Raw genomic sequence first — 21,588 nt, 5'->3', positions numbered from 1 at the left:
CTTGTTTCATCATACGGTTAGTGGATCTTTTACCGTAACGACGTTATCTGATGGAATCAACCAAGGAGCCAGCAGAGTAATTACGTAAATCGACATGATGCCACTGATAAACAAAGATAAGCCAACCAAAGTTCCCAAATCAACGATAGGTTTAAATTCTGAGAACAGCAGGGCAATAAAGCCGATACTGAACACAAAAACATTGGCAATTATCGAACGGCCCGACTGTGATAGCGCCTGTAATAACGCATCATCAATGGATAGTCCCTGTTCTACACCATGCTTGGTTCTAAGCAAATAATGAACGGAGTAATCAACAATACCTAGAATTAAGAAAGAAATAATCGCAGTTCCAATATTCAACTCAATACCAAAGAAAGCCATGGTTGCATAATAGATCACTACTGTTGCCGCCAGAGGCAGGGTACCGACTAACCCCATCTTCCAAGACTTCAACCACAGACTCATGGTGAGTACGACGGTTAAGAAAGCCAAGCCAATACTGAGTACCTGACCGGAGATCAGTTCATCAAGTACTGCCGTCCAAATAATCGGAGCGCCCGCCAGCTTATAGCTGATACCAGCCGGCGTATTGTCTTCCAGCCAAGGGATAAGTACATCGAGAAAAGCTTGGAACTCACTGGCAACCGTGGTGTTCATGGTATAGAGCATCACCGTTTTGGAGAAATCCTCATTGAGAACATTAGTCAGGTCGCTGCCACCGCCGTTCTCGTACATCAGGATTGACTGGCGAATAATATCTTGGCCAGAGATGGCTACTTCCTCAACCAAACCGGTTTCTTCATCGGTATCGGTGAATGTTTCCTCTCGATATGGCAGGCGGTCGTACTCTGGGGCCATGTCGTTGAGCACCAGGTTCATCCGCCTAACATACCTGGCAGCAGAGTAACTAAACGTAATATTTGCCTGCTGGTGGATGAACTTTTCCAGTTTGTCGACAAACATGATAGTGTCATAATCAAGGGCGGCACCGGGTTCACCCGCATCGATTTCGATCCAGCCCGGGCTGGTTCCCGCGACATTGCCATTGATAAAGTCATCCGCGATACGAAACTCGTTGTCCGGAGCAAAATAGCCACTCCCCATATCGTCCACACTGACCTGCAGTGCCATTGCCACTAATCCCGCCAGTACCACTGAAGTCAGCACCATAAAACGCGCACGATAGGCAATAACCGGTTTAAAAATGCTGATCAGACAACGACTGATAAGGTATGAATCACCGGGTTTGTTATCCTGTTTTTTGGCTTGGTTCTTCGGCTTCAGCAACGAGAGCCATGCCGGGATCAGCAACAACGAAATAACCATCGCCACAAACATTCCGAACGACATACTCAGGCCGAAATTTTGCAGGTTACTGATGCTGGTAGTGGTTGATATGATGAACGTCAGGCAGGTTGTGATTGTCGTCAGAACAACCGGCGCTGTCATCAACCGTATGGTGACAACAACCGCCTGCTTGTTTGATTGCTCCTGGCGGCGCTGATGGTAATACTCAGCCATGACATGGATTGCATCGGAAGAGCAAATCGTAATTAAGAACACCGGTAACACACTGGTTATCAAGTCAACGGGAATACCGACCATCGCCATCGCGCCCATGGTCCATATTGTGCACATCACAACATTCACCAATGGGATGGCAACGCCAAGCCCCGACCGAAAAAAAGCAATCAAAATCAGCGCTATGAGCACCATCACCGCAGGCAGCAGCGTCCCCAAGTCGCGGTCCATAATTTTCTTTTGCTCAGCAAAGAAAACAGGAACACCCCCAATATAGACTTCATCTTTCAGTTGAGGGTTCGCGGCTTGGTATTCATCAACCAGAAGGCGGATGGCATCGTATGCCCTCAGCTGTCCCTCGGCATCATCCTGGAGCACGCTAACTTCAATAACCACCAGTCCAACGTGACCCAGTTTATCCACCACTCCCATTTCCATCAGCTCATTTTTCATGATCGCTTTTTGAATATCAGCCGAATTGCTGTCATTGTGGTTTAGCGTGATACTCGCGCGGAGTGTTCCATCAGGCTCAAGGAATACATTCTCAGTAGCTGCCATTCCAGCCATTTCTCGGACAGGATCAAGACGTTCAGCCAACACCCGGAGGTATTTCGCATCAGCCGCTGACAATGACTGGCCATGGCCGTCGGCGACGAACTGCCTGACGGGCGCGGCATCATCCTGACCAAGTTCTCCGGCCAGAACACCCGCCACTAAAGCTGCTAGCTCTGCATGTTGTGGATATTGTTTTTTGAGCAACGCCAACCTATCAATATCCGATTGATCAGCCAACATTATCTTTCGAGCCGATTGGGTCAGGCTAAAGATGGCATTCAAGCTTTCCTGGTTGAAAATAGTGTCATGGTTATAAAGCGCAATTAAAATAGAGTCATAGGTTCCCGTAAACTCTTCCCGCATTTCCAGCAAACTGCTTCTCGCCGGATGGCTCTCTGGCAATAAGTAAGGATTACTGTCTTCCGTCAGATAGCTAATCTGATAGGTAAAAAAACCAGTAATCAAAACTAACAACAAGATTATTGATTTTGCATACTTGGACACAAAATTGATATATGAATTCATGACTTAACCTTCATCTCCCTGAATAAGCTCTTTAATCGAAGATATTTTCAGTCCATTTTTCAAAGCCCGCTTACTGAACTTGTTATTATCCAAACCGACGTTATATTCTAAATTATTAAAAATCATCTCTGATGATGTATCATTGACTAAGTTTATTGTTCTCGCGTTAGTGATTGTCCAGATCCCCTGAACAGCCTCGACTTCAATGGCCTCTTGCCGTTTGAATAGCACTTCCTTGGCATCGAAATAATCACTACGTACAAAAATCTCCCTCTCTTTGTCGACCCACCGCTTCACCTTGTGATAGCCGGTTTTGTTAATCACCTCCTGTGAGGAGGGAATTTGCTCGATAACCCAAGTCTCTCTGCCATCGATAATTTCTTCCCCAACAACAGTCGATTGATAGTCACCGATCCGAATTTTATCCAGATCATAGTATGAGAAGGTACTGCCCATAAATGACCCTCGCTTATCGTTAGAGCCTATCCGGCGGATCTTGCGAAAAGCTGGTAAATACAGCCATTGGTCATCCGCGCTGCCCGTCTGCTCTGGATAGGTATACATCAGAAAGCTTACCCCGCGGACATCGACTGAGTCATAGAAGTAAATATATGTCATTTCCTTATCGTCACTATCTTTCTGCAACATATACATATTTCTGGCTCTGACATTACCATCTGAATTAATTAAATTCAGTTCAACATCTGATATATATGAATGACCATCATCACGGTCACGAACAGAAGTTAATATACTGTCAGCATCAGGATTTGCATGAGACAGGAATGAACTAAACAATAGCGCTGCAACAATTCCCTTTTTCATTTTTCCACCTTACAAATAATACGTAGTCGACACCCAGATCCTGTCGTTGTTTTTATACTGGCCAAAGAAGTTGTTTTCATTGCCATTCAACAGGTCAACATTCAATTGCAACTTCCAAGCACTAGTGGGGATATAGGCCAGTTTCACTTGATACAATCCACCGCCTCCGTTGGCATCGGCATAACTTGCGGCAACTCTGGCCGTTAATTTGCTGGCCATCAAGCTGCCCTCCGCAGACAGTGTATATATCGCATCAGACTCAGGGACTGCCAGTTCATCGGACCAGCCACTGATATACCGGTCTGATATTTGGCCGGTGATCAGCCAATCGCGGTAAAGGTAATCAATACCGAGCAATCCTTGCGTCGTATTATGCTTCTCCCTGGCAAAAGACGCCGTGCCATAACTTTGCTGGTAAAACCACGCTAACTCTGTACGCATAACAAAGTCGCCTAGCGAAAATGACAGGCTATTGCCCAGCATTCGTTGGTCATGGTACTTGCCTACCACCTGTTGCCGCTCGGCAATAAAAACCGGATCGTCCTGATATCCCGCAAAAGCATAAAAGCTCGTATCGGCATCAAACAGGATAGTAGAGAGACGGAAGCCAAACTCACTGCCGTGAGGCTCGTCAAGCGGCACCCCGTCCAAAGCCGGCATGGCAAACTCGCTACCACTGGCGACGAACTGATTAGGTTCGAAATCAAATAACCAGAGCAACTCTACGTCCCAGTCGCCAAGGGTGGACTCAGTCCGCAACATAGGCTGGGCAATCCGGTAGTCATCAATATCAAACAACACAAAGTCTTTGAGATCTAACGGATTGACAACATCCGTGACCCTGAGATCATCGGCTTCCCCCCAAACAACTTTTTGGAACCCCAAATATATGAACCAATCTGCCCAACTCCACGACAAAAAAGCTTCATCGAGCCACAGTCGGGTTGCATATTCATCCCTCGCCTTGCGGCTATACTGATTAGTCCAATCAAATACCGCGTCGTATTGCATTTCGCCATCAAAGTTAAATGTCAGAGTTTCTCCGAAATATTCGAACTTCAATCCCGCGGCATTGACTTGAGAAGTCAGCGTTTCACTGCCATGCAAACGTGAAGATGCTGCAACGGATAACCTAGGTTCAAGGTACCAATCATTGGCTTGCACTTGGGGCACCGTTATTGCCCCAATGAGCAGACCGGACAAAGCCGCTATACGCCACATCCGAAACCTCCATCAATTACAATCCCTTGCGCGGTAATCATCGCGGCAGACGATGAGGTCAAAAAAGCAATGGTATCGGCCACATCGCTATCTTTGACTAACTGTTTGAGGGGGATCCTTTTCTTTATTTGACGGATCATACGATCGACCGTGATCCCTAACGCATCCGCTTGGGGGGCAAGTTCACGACGCAACATCGGCGTGTCCACCCAACAGGGCATCACGGCATTAACCGTGATTTTTCTCGGAGCCCAATCCAGTGCCAGGCTCTTAACCAGCCCCAATAAGCCATGCTTAGAGACGCAATAGGCAGAGTTGGAGACTTTTCCCGCCTTGCCAAGCACCGAAGATAAAATCACCACCCGGCCGTGAATATTAATATGGGGCTCTAAAGCCGCCAGAAAGCGCTGGGTCGAATGGAGGTTCACATCCAGCACCCTATCCCACACAGACTGTTGGTCAATCTGATTTTCATTACTCAAGGCATGGCTGATGATGATCTTATCGACGCCATCTCCCCGGCAGCAGAAACCTGATACCGCAGCCTGCATTGCATTAATATCAGTGAGATCAATGCAACAGAAAGTAATGCGCTCCTTCTCATCAGCAGTAAGCGATTGCTTTATACAATCCAGCCCTGCTTCATCAATATCAATCGCCACAATATGGCGCTTGGCCTGGGTCAGCTCCGTTTTTACCACGGCGGCTCCAATCCCGCTGGCCGCCCCTGTAATGACAACTATCCCTTTCATCGTTCTTCCTTACCTAGCCCAATACAAGACCGCCATCAACGGTCAGCACCTGCCCTGTGATGTAATGGTTTTCGGGGCGGGCCAAAAACAGAACAGCCTCAGCAATATCACTCGGTTCACCAAATTTCCTAGCCAATAAACGTTGCTTCAATTGCTTTTCAAAGTTATCCAACAGCTCCCCTGTCATTTCAGTTTTGATAACCCCTGGCGCGACGGCATTGACCCGAATGCCCTTCTTCCCCACTTCTACTGCCAAAGCCCGTGTAAGGGCTTCGACCGCCCCTTTTGAGGCGGCATAGTTTGTTTGCCCCTTATTCGCCCTAACTGCAGAAACTGATGATAAATTAACGATGCTCCCGCTTCTTGCGGGCAGCATCAGTTTGACCGCCTCACGGCAAAACAGCATAGTACCAACGACATTGGTCGCTAAAACCGCTTCCATGTCGGTCTTTTCCATACTGACCAAAAGGCCATCGCGGGTTTGGCCAGCATTGTTGACCAACACGTCAAGCCGTCCGTACTGCTGCTCTAGCCTTCCAAAGAACGTGGTTACGGCCGCCTCATCACTGACATCCAACTGGTGGGAAAGAACCCGGGCACCGGCCCTTTCAATATCGGCCATCAGCGTGACCGCCTCTGCTTGGTTGCTGCGATAGCAAAAAGCAAGGTCATAACCCTTTTGGGCAAATGCCAACGCAATACTGCGTCCAATTCCCCGCGTCGCGCCAGTAACCAAAGCTACCGGTCTTGAAGTACTTTCGTTCCGTTCCATTACATCGACTCCGATACCTTAACTTTGCCTAACTTCATACCGTGCTCACGCGCTCGTTGGGCTATCCACTTCACCTGTCCTTTGGTTAGGTTGCCGTAGGAGTAATGAGTTGGATATTGCTCCATGCCAAGCACTACGGTTTCTGCCATGCAGGCATAAACCTGACCTTCGCCAAGATAGGCCCTTACTCTGGGATCCAGGCTTTCATTATGCGGGGTTTGTACAATCCCTCCCCGGATACACCGGATATCAGGCCGAGCCCCCAATACGCTGTCCGAAAGGTTATGTGGGACTGCAATATCACAAACAATCGCGCTTTGCTGGATCATGCCGATATCAATAAATGCATCAGACGCATTTGAAGCACAGATAACAGTATCCGCCTGGCTAATTGCAGCGACATCCGTTGAAATCAATACCGGACCAACGGATAAATATTGCTGGCACCAATCAAATATTGCCTCTCCTGCAGTCTTATCCGGCATTTGGCTAAGCCAGTTGGCTATGAGTTCTTGGTGGTTCTGCAAGACCGAGGCGATACCAGAGGCAGGCTGACGTGGATCTTGCAAGCTTTCCCATTCGGCTTGGTAGACCTGATATGCAACCTTCTGTAGTCGCTTCACAGAACCCTGCCGGCCACTCCCCACCAGAATGAGTTGCTGACAGTGCTCTGCAACGAGCAAACTGTATACCGAACCGATGTTGCCAGCCGCACCAATGACGGCAGCAGAGACTATAGGGTGGCCTCTGTCTTGCGCAGCATTCACTAGCGCTTCGTGAGCCATCGCTATGGTCAGTGCATTTCCGGTGGTCAGGGAAATACCAGCAGTCTGTGCCGCCTTCCCGTTATTCATCACAATCGAGGTGAACATCCCGAGCCCGGCGTGCTTACAACCATCGGCTTTCGCTGCGGCCAGCCTTTCATCAATCGCAGCCCGAAGTGGCTCCAGTTGATTATTTTCAAGCTGCTCACTAATTTGCTGTGAGGTAGAATTGATGGGGTATAAAATAAAGTCTACCGTCTGCCCTTGGCTGGACTGCATCCTGACGGGAGCAAATGGGGCAACCCGCTTATCAAAGGCAAAGCGCCTGACTAAATCATCACACTGGGCATCTGTCCAATGTTGCAAGGAGGCATCCACTTGGCGCAGCCAGTCACTGGAAATCAAATGGTTAACAAAGGCCACCTTACTATCTGCTGGCTGTGAGTACTGCTGTTCTATCCCCAAAGAGGCGTACCATGGCCGGAAATCTTTTGGCTCTTTAGTCGGGTGGGGCTCATCATGAACCAGGAAATGCATCAAATACCCGGTGTCTTGGTACCTCAGAGCCAAGCACATCCGCTCGAGGGCATAGATGAGTTCGTCTATTTGTTGTTGGGTCAACAAAATAGTCGGCTCTATCCGGAGCACATTTCCTGCACTGGCTGGCGGAGCAACCCTGATCCCGTGCTCATTGAGCAAATGCCCGGTTAGCAAGTAGCCCAAGGCCCCTTGGTAGGCTGATGTCCGGATCAAATGTGCTGGCGCATGATCCTGATCCTGAAACTCAACACCTAAAAGCAGCCCCTTGCCACGAATATCCTTAATCACATCAGGGTAGGTCTGATGCAGCTCCTTCAATGCCACAAGCAGGGCCTCCCCCAGCTCCCGGACCGTGGATAGCGCCCGTCCGTCATCTTCCGCCAAGCGGTCGAGGTATGCAGCAGCCAACTGGCAAGACATTTCGTCTTCGGCAAAAGTCGAGCTTTGTAAAATATCAAAACCTTCCGCATATTGGCCCGAGCGAATAGCCACCACCCCTAGCTTAGATAGGCCCGCGCCCAAAGCTTTTGACAGCACAACATAGTCAGGCTTTAAGCCAATTTGGCTACCGGCAAGAAATGAGCCGCAACGGCCACTACCGGACTGCACTTCATCAGCAATGAGTGGGCACCCAAGCATATCTCTGACCCGGTGTAATACTTTTGCATCAGCTTCGGTTAAAGCATATACGCCCCCTTCCCCTTGGACAGGTTCAACCAATAACGCGGCAACACTAGGAATAGCAACCTCTTCAAGTACGAGCCCTTTTTTGGTTTTCTTGGGGAGCAACAATGAGGGCCGATCCAACCAGGTCGTATCTCCATGGCATAACCTTTCAAGCTGGGCAATAGACACAAATTCAGTCCGTAAACCCAAACGGCGGAATGGCTGGCGGTACATGATACCGTGCGTAAGCTGGATAGATGTAGTGAGCTTGCCATGGAAGGCATGCTCCAGTGCTATAAAAACAGGTGGCTGCTGTAATACACTGGCATTGTGCTTGCTGACATAGGCTATCGCTTGATCACTGGACGCATTCGTAAGCTCAGGATGCAACATTGCCTGGGCCTCAGACAGCGCCAAGGACAACGTGGTATTTTCCGCAAAGGCCAGACCTAATTGCTCCAAGGCGCGCTCGGACTGCTTCGATAAAAGCTCAAGCTTTTGACCCCGGCTCATTTCGCTGTGCTTTATCGCTACCTCAACACTTTCCGCTCCGGTCGAAGTAAAGGCACAACGAAATGGTTCCGGCCAGCCTGTTTCTTTTCTCAGCAAAGGCTGTAACTTTTCAGCTAAGGCACCGGCACCATTGCGAATGGAAAACTGGTGGTGAAAAGGCGTATTGGCTTGTAACAAATCTACAGCCTGCTGTCTGAATGCCGGGTCGTTATGGCCAAACAACACAGCGCCATAACCGCCTAAGAGATCGAGTACCTGCTTTTCGGCACCGAGGCCATTTGAATAATATAAATATTGCCCTTCGGCACGGTGATAAACTTTATCTAGCCCGATACTGGTAAGGGCTGCCGATAAAGAGGGTTTACAGTATTGCAAATAGTGATTCATTCGGTATCCCTTCTCAGTATTGCTCGTGCTGTCCGTTTGCTGCCATAATCCGCTTCTACTGACCATTGCCCCTGATACTGTTCAGAGAGCACATGCTGCAAGCTTTGTGTCATAGCCATGACAATGCCGCCCCATTCCAATCCTTTCCGTTCGCCAAACATTGCACCATCAAACCGAGGGGCGTTTTCCTGCGAATTCGAGCTAAAGCTATTTATCCATGCCTGTACATTGGCACCACGCCGTTTAGCATGCGATCTGGACTCAAGAATGAGGACCGCCGCACCAGTGTGCTCCGTATTGGTGGGCAAGGGCCTTTGCTCAGCAACCGCGGTATAGCAATCTTCATCACAGCCCGACATAACAACCATTGCCACTTCCGCATATCCAGCGCGCAGCTGAAAACAAGCCTCATCCAAAGCTGCTACCGAGCCGGCTTGATCACGAATAAAGGCCACACCATCATTTCTCAGCCGCCATATTTGACTGATGATGCCAATCAGGTTATTGCTCAGGGCTTTGGTAATTAGAAATGGATTGACTTGACGGGACCGCCATAATGTCGCAAGCAACGACGGCTCAACTTGGCGATCCCATCCTTTCAATGCATCAACGAAATCGTCAAAATCAGGGTGCTGGTATCCACTTTGTGCGGTATACAGGGCCACTTTGTCGCGTAACGTTTCTTCATCCAGCCCGCAGCTTTCAACTGCCTGATGACAAGCCGCGACAGCTGTGGGAATAGATCGGGTCGAGAACCGCCTTAATTTTCTGGGGATCAGTTCCGGAGCGGATTGGCTTTGCGCATCAGGATTTGAAGGCGACTGTGGCAAAACCAAACCAAAACCGGTAATTGCTATTGCAGATTTATTCATTGTACTTACCAAATACCAAGCTAGAATTTATGCCACCAAAACCAAATGAATTGGACAGGCAATGAGTTAGGCTGTATGGCCTTGCGATATCCGGAACATAGTCAAGGTCACAAAGGGGATCTGAGTTCTGTAGGTTGATTGTCGGAGGAACAAGACCATGGTGTATCGCCAGGACAGTGGCAATTGCCTCTGGAGCGGCCGCAGCCGATATCCAATGACCAATCATGGACTTAGTTGCTGAAACCAATGGTAATTGAGAGCCGTTTTCCCCTTTCGAGCTTACACTGCCGTAACCAAAAATCGTTTTGATTGCTGCAGTTTCTATCTTGTCATTTAGCGGGGTCGATGTACCGTGGGCATTAATGTAGTCAATCGCATCAGGCTTGATTCCCGCATCAGCCAAGGCGCTTACCATCGCGGCTTGTGCCCCTCTCCCATCGGGCCGAGGTGCGGTGACTTTGTAGGCATCCATTGAGCTTCCATAGCCCTGCACCTCTGCATATATTCTTGCACCACGGGCCCTGGCAGAAGACTCACTCTCTAACACCAAATAAGCACCTCCTTCTCCAGCCACGAGCCCGCCACGCTCTGCATCAAAAGGACAACAGAGTTTATTTTTTCGGTGGTTGGCTGTTGCTGTTGCCCCTAGCAAAAACAATCCAGACATCGTCCGTGCATTCAACACCGAGTCAGCCCCTCCAGCCAGCGCCTGTTGAAGCTCCCCCCGCCGAATTGCTTGGAAAGCAGCACCTATTGACTGTGCGGCACCAGCACAAGCACCGTTAATATTCACTACGGGCCCTGTCGCACCACTTTGGTGGGCAATTTGGACACTGATGTTGTCATTGCCACTTTGAAGAGCAGAAAACTGATTGGCACCTGCAGCCATCGTCTGTTTCGAAAAAGCATGAATGCCATTTCGGTTAACTTGGCTAAGCTCAGCATCATTAATTTCGGGTACACCGCTACAGCTGAATACACCGATACCTTCGCCGCACCGAATATCAGCATCAGAAAGAGCTTGCTGCGCAGCCAAAGCCCCGAACAACACACGCCTTTCTACAGGCTTGGTATCGACCGGCCAATTCGGGAAAGCCTGCAGTAAATCGCAAACATCAACAGTTGAGGCATATTGAACGGGAAATTCTGTACCTTCTACTTCTGACCACTGCTTGATCCCATTCTTGCCGTGGGAAATAGCCTGCCAAAAATCGGCTAGCTGGTGGCCATAGCAGCTGATCACGCCCATCCCCGTAATCACTACTTTTTGATTAACCATGCTGGGCTCCTTTTCCATCACCAACCAGCGCGTTAGCAGTTGATGTTCCCCCAATCAGTAGAAACACCTGTTGTCCCTGCAAGCCATAACAGGCTACCAGCACATGTTGACAATTAAGCGGCACACAGTCTGGAGCGTTGAGTACTGGTGCATCCACCAATTCAAGGTCCAGGTTTGACTGGGCTTGGTTGCTACTCAACATCTCATGCCGCTTGAGAATTTCTAACGCTAAGTTAACCCCAATCGCAGCTCCAGCAGGGCCTGTGGTTCCTATCACGGTATCAAGTAACAACTGGTGAGCACCGGGGAAGAAACGGCTCAACGGCGCGACCATCTTTTGTGCTTGCTCTGGCAGCCCGACATGAATAATCTGCATCGGTTTTTCAGCTGATGTGCCGTCACGGCTTTGCGCCAATTGAAGCGCAATCTGATCAAGCAAATAATCGCTGGGCTGGAAGTTAGCACTGAATCCCCGGTGGACACTTAACAAAACCCCTTCAGCTGATTGTGGAGACTGACTAAGCAATACCGTGGCTACAGCTTCGGCAGGGCACCAGGCTTGAGCGCTAACGCCAGACAAATCCGATTGATAGGCCAAGAAGTACCAAGGGGTGATTTTCTGGCTCCCGCCTGAAACCAAAGCAACATCACACCGGTTTTCCGTCAGGTTAAAATACGCCTCGGCAAACGCATTACCTCCGGCATCGGCGTGGGGTGAATAGACACCATTCGCCCCCGTTATTTGCAACCGCTCGGCAATATGGCTTGCCGTCGTCGAATTTAGTAGGGTCAAGCCAGACAAGGGTTTTATTTGGGATAGCCCCTCTCGAGCAAGCTGATTGTAATCGCCACGGAATGAAATTTGCGCCCCATCATCGTCACAATCAACAGTGCCCAAGCCAAGAAATAACCCCGCTCTTTCCCCCCCAGATTGTTCGCCAAAATGCATGCGCCAACTGTTAACGCTGTTCTCTATCACCCAGCGAGACTGTTTTTCCGAAGTCTTACGAACAATGCGCGACACTTCTATTTTTTTTAGATCGGTATCTCTCAAATAGGCAGCCTGATCCGCAAGTCCTAGGCTGGTATTATTATCAAGGGCCGTAACGGGAAAAGAAGCTTGTGAGAAAAACACGTCCCACCCCATACTTCCTGGTAGCTGTTGCTGCCCTTGTTTTAAATACGCTGGCATATTAGGGGCACTCCTTGGAAAAAATTAAGCAACAATTTTCCCCACCAAACCCAAAGGAGTTGCTGAGAACGTGGTCGATGGCCTGAGAAGCACCCCACTTGACAATATTAAGCCGTGGCTCATCCGGCTTTGGCTCAATGAAATTAAGTGTTGGTAATACCTGTTGCTTTTCAATGGACATTACCGACAGCACCGCCTCAATCGCTCCACTGGCGGCCAACGAATGCCCTAACGCAGATTTTGTCGACGTTACTGACGTCGTCTTAGAAAACAAACTAGCTATCGCCCGAGACTCGGCTTGGTCATTACTCACTGTTGATGTTCCGTGTGCATTTATATGGCTGATGGCATCAGGTGATAACCGTGCATCTTGCAGCGCCTTTTCAATGCATTCACGATATAAGCTGCCATCCGGGTTGGTTGCCGTTAGTTTGTAGGACTCAATTTGCCTCGAAGCGCCACTAATATAAGCCAACACTTTTTTCCCTCGGCGTTTGGCAAATTCTGCATTTTCCAGTATCAAAAATGCAGCCGCATCAGCTAATACGCACCCCGCGCGATCCTTATCAAATGGTCGCGATGTTTGCGCAGGAGTAGTAAATGTTTGACTGCAAGTCGCACCCAGCTTAGTAAATAGCAATTGCATAATCGGTTGTGTACCAAATTCAGAAGCACCACAAATAGCAACGTCTAATTGTCCTTGTTGAATACGGCGGAAACCTGACATGATTGCGGCTGCGCCAGCTGCACAAGCATCGCCGAAGACTAAACTTGGACCTCTTATAGACAAACGAGATGCGATATAGTCTGATACTAAGTCTGGCTTTAAATATTTTAGTCGCTGCAATACCTTTGATTTATCATCATCTGCTATATTACCCCCTCTGTAGTAATCCCATAGAACATTCAAATCTTTATTATTTGGGAATATTTTATTTATGCCTAAAAAAAGGCCTGCATTATTTAGCATTTCTTTTCTTAGCCCAGCAAAATGAACAGCCTGTACGACCGCATCAAAAGCCACATAGGTTCCTTCATAGTTATTATCATCACACTTTATATGTTTATCTCTTAGTTTAGAAATAACTGATGAAGAAATAGGTGAACTCACGATATTATCAATACCTAAATCAAGGAGTCTTGCATCCTTTTTTATGGTCGACTCCCCATTGAAAAGTGCGGAGAATTGATCTTCAGCACTAAGGTGTTCACCCGTTACAAGCCCTATCCCTGTTACAGCAACAGTTTCCATGACACCCCATCAGACCTAATTAGGCAACAGCTTTCAATTGTTCACAAAAAGTCGATACATAGTGATGGATAACATCTTCACCAGGTAAGCCACTTTCTTTAATAGCAAAACAGACATTTGCCCAGTTAGAGACTGATGTTGAAAGATAGACTTCTGTCAGGCTTACTCCTTCTGTTACGTTTTCAGCAGAATATTTAAAAGGGCTCAGTTGCAACAATTCTGCGCCTTTTGCTGTCAAGCGTTCATTTACGACAAAAACACTGTCTTCATCCGCAACTTCCAATGCATGAGCTATAACGCTTTTCTGTGGCATTTGAATCTTGAAAGTTTTCCCTAAGGAAAAAGAAAGATCAACGATATCTAGGGAATCGGCACCTAAATCATCCACAAGCGCATCATCCAAACCAACTTCATCATTCTCTAACTCTAATACTTCAGCAATAATTTCAATAACTTTATCTTTAAAAACGCTATCCATTTCAATCCCCTTTTTAAATATGAGTTACTTTTTGACCAAGCGTCAAAACGATTGAGAAATTACAGCAACAGATAATTAAAAACAATCAAAACAATAGTCAGAAAATATCATTTATTTGTTTTCTCCGGCGCTATTACCATAAAATACTAACTTACAATCATCTCAAATACTTTATTGTGTGACATGTGCTGGAGAAAACAGATATTTATAAAAAAAGTCTCGCTATTTTCATAGCGAGACTTTTTATTTATAACTTAGCTATAAAGGAATAATAAAATAAAAACTATTCTATTTGCTCATAGGTACTTTGCATTTCCTCTGGCGCGATGCCGTAGCCACCGTCGGTTAAATAACCATCCCTATACACTTTCATGCCAGCATCGTTCCAATCGACAGCGATAACCGCTGTTTCACCATCAAGACTACCCAACAGGCTCAAAACCTCTTCCGTGATGGGGATGGCCTTAATACTCTTTGCACGTTTAAACGGCATGAAAGTATCGAACAGGGGTAATTCGCCATAGGTGTCCAACCATGTTGCTTTTGGTACTAACCACTCGTTGTAAACGGCACCAACCACAGGGGAAGGGTTACGGGCAATAACCACCTCTTGCGTTACCGTGTTTTCAGTCTCGAGAACAGGCTTGCCATCAACAGCCACATAGGTAGGAAATGCCTTACCCAACTCCAGCTTGTGAGGAAGTCGCCCCAAGGTAACCGCTTTCTTGCGATACTCCGTCGCCTCTTCGAACTTCACCATAATTTCTGGTACCGCCTGGAAAGAAACAGGCATAGGTGGCGTCGACGAAAAAGCAGGCCAGGAGGACAATAATGCAAACGCGCAGGCAACAAGAGAAAGCTTTCTCATTTTTAATCTCAACAATAATCTGAACAGGGCTATATTAATGCTTCAATGGCCTTATTGTCATGCCTTAACAACATAATCTTCACAACCGCCCTTAAACCATGACTTCCATCAAACAAGAATATACACACCATTGCATTGGTCACCCATTCATTAGATGATAAGCAAACCTACCCATATCCTTAAGGAATACGGAGGTAGCTATGGACAATCATGCCTCTTGGCTTAAGTGGCTCATGCATACCATGACACTGGCACCTCTGGCCCATCTCGCCATCGGCTTGCCAGTCTACTTTATCTTGTTCTCCGGTTCGGTGGTGTACACCGTCGGCCTGTGCTTATTCACTGCGGCCAGCATTCTGCCGTTTGATTTCATCCACTCGCTTGCCCTGACTTACGCCGTATCAGGCAAATTACTGGTTGGTTTTACCCTCTACCATGGCTGGCCGGTGCCGCTGGTCAGCTTGATCCCAGCCTTATACCTAATTGCATTGCTCATTTTGCGCTATAAACTCAGGGACACCAATTTCAGGCAATGGGCAGCCTACCTGCTAGAAAACGTCTGGCGTTCCATTCTGCTTTCGTTACTCATGATGCTTATTGGTATTGCCGTCGGACTCAGCATCCATCTTTGCGCATCCTTATCCGGGCTTTTGGCAGCCGCGTATCTGTTTTACCGAGTTTGCCATTTTTATGTCCCGCTTTGGAGCAAGCTGTTAAGAAGCCGCCTAAATCAAGCCCCCCACCATCATGACTCATAGGGCACCTAAACCAGAGCAATCAGGATAAGCAAACCAATCAGACTTAGCCGCGCTTTCTTAAGCTATGCTTTTTAAAAGCAAATAATTAGGGAGCGCGCAATGACTTCAACCCCCAATCAAATAATGACCCGCCTTGCCTATCTGGGGTTAGTCCCATTTGCACTTAGCCTAATCTGTATCTGGGCGGACAAGACCCTATTCGGACTCAGTGCTCATAAAGTATTTATCGCCTACAGCGCAATTATCCTCAGCTTTCTGTCAGGTATTCTGTGGGGAAATGCAATCGACCACATGAAAACCAGCCTCAGCCGCAACGCCCTGCTGCTCAGTAACCTCTTCGCCCTGATTGCCTGGGGGGTGTTGCTGCATTCACCGGACAGTTATACCTGGTCGGTACTGGTGCTGCAATTTGGCTTCGTTGCCATCTGGTTTGCCGAGAAAAAAATCCGCGAAGTCGAAAAAGAAAACAGCCCTGCCGATTACCAGCCCATGCGCAACAAACTCACCGGCATTGTCGCCTTCTTTCATCTTGTCGCTTTGGCAAGCTAAGCCGTTCAGTCGAAAAAAAAAGAGGAAGCCAAGGCTTCCTCTTACACAAGTCAATCGATCTGGCACCGTGCCTCGGGCAAATAAATAGTAAACCTTGCCCCGCCGCTATCACTTTCGCCAATCAGCAATTCCCCTTTATGCAAAGATACAACCTGAGCAACAATCGCCAGCCCCAAGCCATGACCGCCGGACTGCCGGTCTCGGGAAGTACCAACCCGGTAAAAGGGCTTGAGCACATTTTCTCTCTCTTTGGGCGGAATACCGCAGCCGTCGTCGTCGACCTGAATCGTCAAAGCTCCCTGCTGGCAAAACGCTCTAACAACAATGCATTGCTCGGCATAACGAAAAGCATTACGGATAATGTTAGAGACTGCCCGCTCTAAATGATGCGCATCAACATCAAAGTCACAGTGCTCCGGGCAGTCCAAAACCAGTTGCTTCGAGGTGTCCTTCTGGCAATGAACGATGGTGCGCTGCAATACTTCAGCGACATCCTGCTGTTGCAACTGCAATGTGACGCCAGAGCGCTCCATTTTGGCAAAGTACAACAACTCTTCGATTAACGCTTCCAACTCATCGACATCCTCATAAATACCGCCTAGGTGCTTTTTCTGATCGGCGTCTAGCGCCGACTCTTCGAGCAAGTCGAGTTGGCACTGCATTCGGAAAAGCGGCGTCCTGAGTTCATGGGCAATGGCGTTGGTCAGGTGTTTGTGGCTCTGGATCAGATCAGAGATCTTGTCTGCCATCTGGTTAAAACGGGCATTGAGCCGGCCAACCCGATCGCCGGCTTTTTCCGACGCTCGCACCGTAAACTCACCATTGGAAAAGGCCGTTGTGGCATTTTCCAGCTTACGGAACCGGTTAGATAACAACTTCAGCATTATTGCGCTGTAGAGGGCGAACGTGACGAAAAAAGAGACCCAAAGTAATTTGAACTCCAAATCAAGCATCAGCCAAAGATCTTGCTCAGCATCTGGCTGGAGGAAATAGACCCACTTCTGGTCACCATACACCACCCAGTATTGGTTTTCGCCCTCGAACAAGGCACCGCGACGACTCAGTTTCTCGTGCTGGGCTGGGCTCAGCCCAATTTCATCCCAGCTAAACCGCTGATAGGTCAAATGGCTGCGCTCGGCATAGCCTGCCAGCAGCGTATCTGCTTTCTCTTGGCCCCGCTGCGCGGCCACATCATCCAATATCTGCATCACGCTGGAAACGTAGCTGATCTCCAGCTCTGCCTCGTAATCAGTTGTCAGCTCCTGGGTCACAAAGGAGAAAGCCAATATGCATAAGAAGAAGAGCCCGGACAAACCAACAAAAAACTCTAAGTAGAGACGCTTCATCGCAACGCCTTACCAGCGGTCTGGTACAAACAAATAGCCTTTTCCGCGCACTGTAATAATCTTCCTTGGCAAAGAAGGGTTGTCCCCCAACTTCTTGCGCAGGGTAACAATCTTGTTGTCGATGGTACGATCCAATCCATCATATTTGATGCCACGAGTCTCCATCACCAAGAATTCCCGCGTGAGTACCTCGTCCGGATGACAAGCCAGCAACCACAATAAATTGAACTCACTGTCCGTCAGGCTTACGGCCTCGCCGTCCATTTCACAGCTGCGGCTGCGGTGGTTGATATTCAATGTACCGTATCGGTACTCCAGCCCATCAGACGGCGCAGCGGCACTTTCATCCTCACTCTCCGGATTGGCGCTATTAAGCTCACGGCGAAGCAGCATTCTGATCCTTGCCAGCAAAACGCGGGGCTTGATCGGTTTATTGACGAAATCATCACCACCCACTTCCAAACCAGCCACATGATCAATGTCATCGTCGCTGGCGGTCAGGATCATGATCTTACTCTTAACTTTGCCACGGATCTTGCGGCAAATACTCAGCCCATCCATGCCCGGCAGCATCAAGTCCAGTACTACTAAATCTGGTTGATGACTAATGATCACGTCTGGTGCTTCTAGCCCATCATGTACGGTGATCACTTCAAACTGCTGTTGCCGAAGGTAATTTGCCAATAGCTCACACAGCTTCTCATCATCTTCGACTAACACAATCTTTAACATGTAACCAACCTACACCAAATAAAACAACGTTCAAAAACGGAGGATACACAATTTTCAAACCTATTTCGATAGGAGATAGGATCAAAAGCTAACATGCATGTAAGCTAAGATTGCCATCGTACAAATACAGAAAAGCCAACTGTCAGATAAGACTTATATCATTGGATGATGTGCGGTAATTTCGTGAGCGTTAGATACAAAAAAGCCCTTGTCTTTCGACAAGAGCTTCAGTGTAGTGGCGGAGCGGACGGGACTCGAACCCGCGACCCCCGGCGTGACAGGCCGGTATTCTAACCAACTGAACTACCGCTCCAATTCTGTGTGAAACTCGACTTAAAACCTAGTTTCTAGAATATGGTGGAGACGTTCTGGGTATGGAGAATTTGAACCCTGTTTACCCAGAAGGTCAAATAACCAGTATTGCTACTGACTATTAGAATGTGGCGGAGAGATAGGGATTTGAACCCTAGATACGCTATTAACGTATGCCGGTTTTCAAGACCGGTGCTTTCAACCACTCAGCCATCTCTCCGTAAGTGCGGCGTATATTATAAAGCTTTGAGGATAAAGTAAATACCCCAACAGCCCAACCGCTTTAAATTACACCAATATCCGTGTATTTTTGGGGAATTTTAAGCGGTCAAGACAAAATCAAACTCACCGATTTGAACATCTCGCTGCTTTACCACCTTAAACTGCAGATGTTGCCGCTCCCGGCCCCCCCACCACTCATTACCGGTTTGCCCCTCAAGGTAAAGCTGAGTGGTAAGCAATTCATCAACCCCACGCCATAATTTGACATGAATGTGTGGTGGACGGCGATTATAAGGTACGGGACGGATCGTTCGAAAACGATACTCGCCATTGTTTTTGGTCACGGCAGCACCGCAGCCCGCAAAATGACGATCAAAGGCTTGGTGATTAGGCTGTTGCGGATGATCATAGATACCTTCGCCATCACACTGCCAAATCTCGACCCTGATACCAGGCAGTGGGTGCCCTCGCTCATCCACCACCCGCCCTGATAACTCAATGGGCTCACCAGCGAGGCCTTGCTCGTGCAAAATCAAATTCGCTCTCAGTGGGATCGGCTTTACTGGATAAAACGGCCCTTCTGCCTGCGACGGGGTCACATGAAAAGGCTTCTTTGCCCAACTTGGTGCTACAAGCAGCATCGACCACAATGCCAAAAAGTGCCTTCTCTTCATTACTTATCTCCTCTCCCTAATTAACTTACAGTGTGGCAGCCAATCAGGAATTTGCGCGCACCGACCCTGTCTATTCTGGTCGTGATGTGCCAAGATCATAAAAAACAATTAGGAGATAAAATGCGCCTTTGCGAAGCAAAAATTGTCATTCCGGCCCATATGCTACCCGGGGGCGTTGCCCCTGTAGCCCGTGAATTTGGTTTTGAACATGTTGAAAAACAGCGTATCGAAAGTAACAACACCATTGCCTTGACCCAATTTGGCTTTCACACCCCCTCAGCCCTAGCCAATGAGCCAAATACAGATAAAATTTTCGATAAAGCAACAGAGCACTTTCTTTGGTATCTAGCCAAAGGGACCCCCTACCAAATTACCATGCGATTTACCAACGGTAGCGAAAGAACAACAAGTTACGTATACCAAGACAACAAACTCACAGCACAGGCCTCCTCTCTGGCGGTGTTATTAGCCAATAGCCAATAGCCAATAGCCAATAGCCAATAAGCATACAGCATCATATTTTCGCTTAATTATGAAGCACATCCCATACACGCATAATCGACTCTGGTTATAATTCAAACACGTGTTTAAAAGGATGTTTACTATGTTGCTCTACAAAACAGTGGTTGGAATCAATAAACAACTCAACAAACTCATTACGATTCCATTCCCCCAGCTAGAAATGGGTACTGACAGTGTTGCCAATGCAGGTGCTTTGATGGCAGAGAAAGGAGCACAAAAAGTACTTATTGTTACCGATACGATGATCCACTCACTGGGACTGACAACCTCGCTGTGCGATTCCCTGCAGGCCCAACGCATCGAGTATGTTATCTATGATGAAGTGAAACCCAACCCAACAATTGCCAATGTGGCAGTAGGGGTGGACCTGTTCCGGGAGCATAGCTGCAATGCCATTATTGCCATCGGTGGCGGCTCACCAATAGATTGTGCCAAGGCGATTGGCGCCAAAGTGGTAAGGGATAAACCCGTCCGCAGGCTTGCAGGCAAGTTAAAGATCAGGAAAAGGCTTCCCCCATTTATGGCGATTCCTACAACAGCAGGAACCGGATCAGAAGCCACCGTCGCTGCCGTCGTTTCTGATCCCAGCGCACGTGAGAAGTTTACGATTGTCGATCCTGCCATCCTACCTGATGTGGCACTCATTGATCCCAAACTTATGGTTGGCTTGCCCAAGCCAATTACTGCCGCAACCGGAATGGATGCGTTGACCCATGCCATCGAGGCATTCATCGGCACATACCACACTCCCCTCACTGATAGATACGCCACCGAAGCCACAGAGCAAATTTTCATCCACCTGCCTGTCGCATTCCACGATGGAACTAACCTCGAAGCCAGGGAACAAATGGCCATCGCCTCCTATAAAGCCGGTTGCGCCTTTACCCGCGCCTACGTTGGCTATGTTCATGCTTTCGCCCATCAGCTAGGCGGCATGTATAACATTCCCCACGGTCTCGCCAATGCCGTATTACTACCGAATGTATTGACACTCTTGAAACCTTACTGTGAGCATCGGTTAGCACTGCTGGCTGAGGCTGTCGAGCTAAGCACGGCACAAGAGTTTATCGACGCGATAAGTAGCCTCAACGCCGAACTCGGAATTCCAACCTCTTTTCCAGAGCTGAAGGAAGAAGAGATCCCGCTAATCACTAAGCGGGCTCTAGCCGAAGCCCATGGCACTTACCCAGTACCTGGCTACCTCACCCAACAGCAGGGCGAGTCGCTACTAAAACAGTTTCTTGAAATATCAGCATAGAGAACCGCTGATAATAAAAGGCGCTGCAGGTTCCTGCGGGGCTTTTTTATCTAGGCCAATCGACCGCGCTTACGTTTCAACCTGGGACGCCAATTTCAACACATAATCGAGTAGGAGGAGGCCTCACGGCCTCCGTCCTCTCACACCACCGTACAAGCGTGGGTCGCATACGGCGGTTCCGAATATATTTTCAGTGACTCATACCCATCTCTCAATGAGTACATGCCCAT

General features: G+C 48.2%; 19 protein-coding genes, 2 tRNA genes and 1 pseudogene. 4 read left to right on the top strand and 18 right to left on the bottom strand.

Translation table 11 applies throughout. The features are described 5' to 3' along the window. Positions 1 to 9 precede the first annotated feature (9 nt). The 12 genes from C9J03_RS20755 to C9J03_RS20700 all read right to left on the bottom strand — a co-directional run bounded on the left by C9J03_RS20755 (position 10) and on the right by C9J03_RS20700 (position 14,985). Complete coding sequence (locus C9J03_RS20755) at positions 10 to 2,604, bottom strand: efflux RND transporter permease subunit (protein ID WP_044621622.1); 2,595 nt, start codon at positions 2,602 to 2,604, stop codon at positions 10 to 12. 3 nt (positions 2,605 to 2,607) lie between these two features. After that, positions 2,608 to 3,429 carry an outer membrane lipoprotein-sorting protein gene (locus C9J03_RS20750; protein WP_044621623.1) on the bottom strand — a complete coding sequence of 274 codons (822 nt, stop codon included), beginning with the start codon at positions 3,427 to 3,429 and terminating at the stop codon, positions 2,608 to 2,610. Between the two features lie 9 nt (positions 3,430 to 3,438). Then, positions 3,439 to 4,650, bottom strand: coding sequence for a DUF1302 domain-containing protein (locus C9J03_RS20745; RefSeq protein ID WP_044621624.1), 1,212 nt, complete (start codon positions 4,648 to 4,650; stop codon positions 3,439 to 3,441). Then, on the bottom strand, positions 4,638 to 5,402 hold the full coding sequence (locus C9J03_RS20740; RefSeq protein ID WP_044621625.1) for an SDR family NAD(P)-dependent oxidoreductase: 765 nt from the start codon (positions 5,400 to 5,402) through the stop codon (positions 4,638 to 4,640). The genes C9J03_RS20745 and C9J03_RS20740 overlap by 13 nt, the downstream gene beginning before the upstream one ends. Positions 5,403 to 5,415: 13 nt before the next feature. After that, positions 5,416 to 6,174 (bottom strand): SDR family NAD(P)-dependent oxidoreductase, encoded by a 759-nt coding sequence (locus tag C9J03_RS20735; RefSeq protein WP_044621626.1) that lies wholly within the window; start codon positions 6,172 to 6,174, stop codon positions 5,416 to 5,418. Next, entirely contained in the window at positions 6,174 to 9,044 is a 2,871-nt protein-coding gene (locus tag C9J03_RS20730) for an aminotransferase class III-fold pyridoxal phosphate-dependent enzyme (RefSeq protein ID WP_044621627.1), read from the bottom strand. The genes C9J03_RS20735 and C9J03_RS20730 overlap by 1 nt, the downstream gene beginning before the upstream one ends. Next, a complete protein-coding gene (locus tag C9J03_RS20725) occupies positions 9,041 to 9,916 on the bottom strand; it encodes a beta-ketoacyl synthase N-terminal-like domain-containing protein (RefSeq protein WP_044621628.1) in 876 nt (291 codons plus the stop codon). The genes C9J03_RS20730 and C9J03_RS20725 overlap by 4 nt, the downstream gene beginning before the upstream one ends. Then, complete coding sequence (locus C9J03_RS20720; protein WP_044621629.1) at positions 9,909 to 11,195, bottom strand: beta-ketoacyl-[acyl-carrier-protein] synthase family protein; 1,287 nt, start codon at positions 11,193 to 11,195, stop codon at positions 9,909 to 9,911. The genes C9J03_RS20725 and C9J03_RS20720 overlap by 8 nt, the downstream gene beginning before the upstream one ends. Beyond that, the gene (locus tag C9J03_RS20715; protein ID WP_044621630.1) at positions 11,188 to 12,387 is read right to left on the bottom strand and encodes a beta-ketoacyl synthase N-terminal-like domain-containing protein; all 1,200 of its coding nucleotides are present in this window, start codon (positions 12,385 to 12,387) and stop codon (positions 11,188 to 11,190) included. Before C9J03_RS20715 ends, C9J03_RS20720 begins: the two co-directional genes overlap by 8 nt. Position 12,388: 1 nt before the next feature. Further along, positions 12,389 to 13,639 (bottom strand): beta-ketoacyl-[acyl-carrier-protein] synthase family protein, encoded by a 1,251-nt coding sequence (locus tag C9J03_RS20710; protein WP_052829663.1) that lies wholly within the window; start codon positions 13,637 to 13,639, stop codon positions 12,389 to 12,391. Positions 13,640 to 13,658: 19 nt separating this feature from the next. Beyond that, positions 13,659 to 14,117 carry an acyl carrier protein gene (locus C9J03_RS20705; protein ID WP_052829664.1) on the bottom strand — a complete coding sequence of 153 codons (459 nt, stop codon included), beginning with the start codon at positions 14,115 to 14,117 and terminating at the stop codon, positions 13,659 to 13,661. A 283-nt stretch (positions 14,118 to 14,400) separates the two neighbouring features. Continuing rightward, positions 14,401 to 14,985: a hypothetical protein gene (locus C9J03_RS20700; RefSeq protein WP_044621631.1), complete on the bottom strand. Its 585-nt coding sequence runs from the start codon at positions 14,983 to 14,985 to the stop codon at positions 14,401 to 14,403. 200 nt (positions 14,986 to 15,185) lie between these two features. Between C9J03_RS20700 and C9J03_RS20695 the strand changes: the two genes are divergently transcribed. After that, positions 15,186 to 15,743 carry a hypothetical protein gene (locus C9J03_RS20695; RefSeq protein WP_044621632.1) on the top strand — a complete coding sequence of 186 codons (558 nt, stop codon included), beginning with the start codon at positions 15,186 to 15,188 and terminating at the stop codon, positions 15,741 to 15,743. A gap of 99 nt (positions 15,744 to 15,842) precedes the next feature. Beyond that, positions 15,843 to 16,292, top strand: coding sequence for a DUF3429 domain-containing protein (locus tag C9J03_RS20690; protein ID WP_044621633.1), 450 nt, complete (start codon positions 15,843 to 15,845; stop codon positions 16,290 to 16,292). 50 nt (positions 16,293 to 16,342) lie between these two features. On the opposite strand, the gene C9J03_RS20685 is transcribed toward C9J03_RS20690, so the two are convergent. The 5 genes from C9J03_RS20685 to C9J03_RS20665 form a co-directional block, all read right to left on the bottom strand. Continuing rightward, entirely contained in the window at positions 16,343 to 17,638 is a 1,296-nt protein-coding gene (locus tag C9J03_RS20685; protein WP_044621634.1) for an ATP-binding protein, read from the bottom strand. A 9-nt stretch (positions 17,639 to 17,647) separates the two neighbouring features. After that, positions 17,648 to 18,370 carry a response regulator gene (locus tag C9J03_RS20680; RefSeq protein ID WP_044621635.1) on the bottom strand — a complete coding sequence of 241 codons (723 nt, stop codon included), beginning with the start codon at positions 18,368 to 18,370 and terminating at the stop codon, positions 17,648 to 17,650. Positions 18,371 to 18,606: 236 nt separating this feature from the next. Next, positions 18,607 to 18,683 (bottom strand) — tRNA-Asp (locus C9J03_RS20675). A 128-nt stretch (positions 18,684 to 18,811) separates the two neighbouring features. Further along, positions 18,812 to 18,902, bottom strand: a tRNA-Ser gene (locus C9J03_RS20670). 100 nt (positions 18,903 to 19,002) lie between these two features. Next, complete coding sequence (locus C9J03_RS20665; protein ID WP_044621636.1) at positions 19,003 to 19,578, bottom strand: dioxygenase family protein; 576 nt, start codon at positions 19,576 to 19,578, stop codon at positions 19,003 to 19,005. A 120-nt stretch (positions 19,579 to 19,698) separates the two neighbouring features. On the opposite strand from C9J03_RS20665, the gene C9J03_RS20660 reads away from it, so the two are divergent. Both C9J03_RS20660 and C9J03_RS20655 read left to right on the top strand, forming a co-directional pair. Next, positions 19,699 to 20,061 (top strand): hypothetical protein, encoded by a 363-nt coding sequence (locus C9J03_RS20660; protein ID WP_044621637.1) that lies wholly within the window; start codon positions 19,699 to 19,701, stop codon positions 20,059 to 20,061. Positions 20,062 to 20,182: 121 nt separating this feature from the next. Then, complete coding sequence (locus tag C9J03_RS20655) at positions 20,183 to 21,358, top strand: iron-containing alcohol dehydrogenase (RefSeq protein WP_197078557.1); 1,176 nt, start codon at positions 20,183 to 20,185, stop codon at positions 21,356 to 21,358. 140 nt (positions 21,359 to 21,498) lie between these two features. Here C9J03_RS20655 and C9J03_RS27205 read toward each other — a convergent pair. Beyond that, positions 21,499 to 21,588 (bottom strand): annotated as a pseudogene (locus C9J03_RS27205) (group II intron maturase-specific domain-containing protein); the annotation flags it as partial.

It is taken from the genome of Photobacterium gaetbulicola (genome assembly GCF_003025515.1).
Classification (GTDB): Bacteria; Pseudomonadota; Gammaproteobacteria; order Enterobacterales; family Vibrionaceae; genus Photobacterium; species Photobacterium gaetbulicola.
The sequence above is the reverse complement of the archived record's forward strand: the minus strand, read 5'-3'. Positions and strand labels throughout refer to the sequence as shown.